The sequence below is a fragment of the Psychrobacter sp. 1U2 genome (assembly GCF_051847575.1).
Map to the genome: position 1 here is coordinate 1 of NZ_JBPYDC010000612.1, position 940 is coordinate 940.

Annotated in this window: 1 protein-coding gene; it reads right to left on the bottom strand. The window is 43.6% G+C overall.

Going from position 1 to position 940, the window contains the following annotated elements; genetic code table 11:
* Positions 1-180: 180 nt before the first annotated feature.
* Positions 181-940: TolC family protein (locus ACS8FD_RS17620; protein WP_439276804.1), on the bottom strand; the 760-nt coding region annotated here is incomplete at its 5' end.

Below are 940 nucleotides of genomic sequence, written 5' to 3' on the forward strand. Positions count from 1 at the left end.
AATTGTTCGCGGTACGCCATGTCTGTAGTAAAATCTGCAGCCAACTACTGGTCGATTTAGAAGTCATTTCTTTCATAAAAAATTGGTTCACAATAGGATTGGTGATGGAATGGTTATGAGATTATCTACAGTCATGAGTCCAAAAGGCTATCAACGTAGCTTATTACTTTTAGTCATAAATCACTGTTTAGTATACAAAGTTGGCAATCGAATATCAGCCACATTCAGATAAGCGTTAAAAGCGAATGGCGTACCACTACTTTGCATTAAGGCAGCTAGCCCTTGTACATAATCGTTTGCTGCTTGTGCTTGTTCGGTGCGAGCTTTAAGGGCCTGAGTTTGCGCTTGTACCACTTCGATAGTGGTATTCACGCCTTCTTGCAATCCAAGACGACGTAAACGTAGCACCTCTGTGGCTAAGTCAACATTGCTTTGTAATGCTTGATAACGCGACTGGGCATTATTAACATCGTTCCAGTTTTTTTCCACCAGTAGTAGTAGATTGTCACTGACTTCAATTTCGGATAGATCAGCTTGGCGAATTTTGGCATTACTGGATGCTAGTGATGCTGTTTTATCAAGCCCGCCCCATAGCTTCCAACTGGCTGATATACCCGCAATCCAGCTGGGATCTTTTTCAACTTGTCCATAGCCATACAGCATAACGGTTGGTTTATAACCAGTATCAGATAGCTCATGTAGTTGTTGGGCCTGCGCGCGTTTAGCAGCGACTTTCTGTAAGCCAGGATGATGGTTGAGTGCTAAGTTTTGAAAGTAGCTTACATCTGGCAGAGGACGGCTGGAGACAAATAAGGGGGTAGTAGGTTTGATACGATAGTCAGTACGTAACAGACGTTGCAACGCAATCATAGCAAGGCGGGCGTCATTATTTGCGTTGACTGCTTCACTTCTTGCATCTGCTAATGCTGATTGCGCCTCC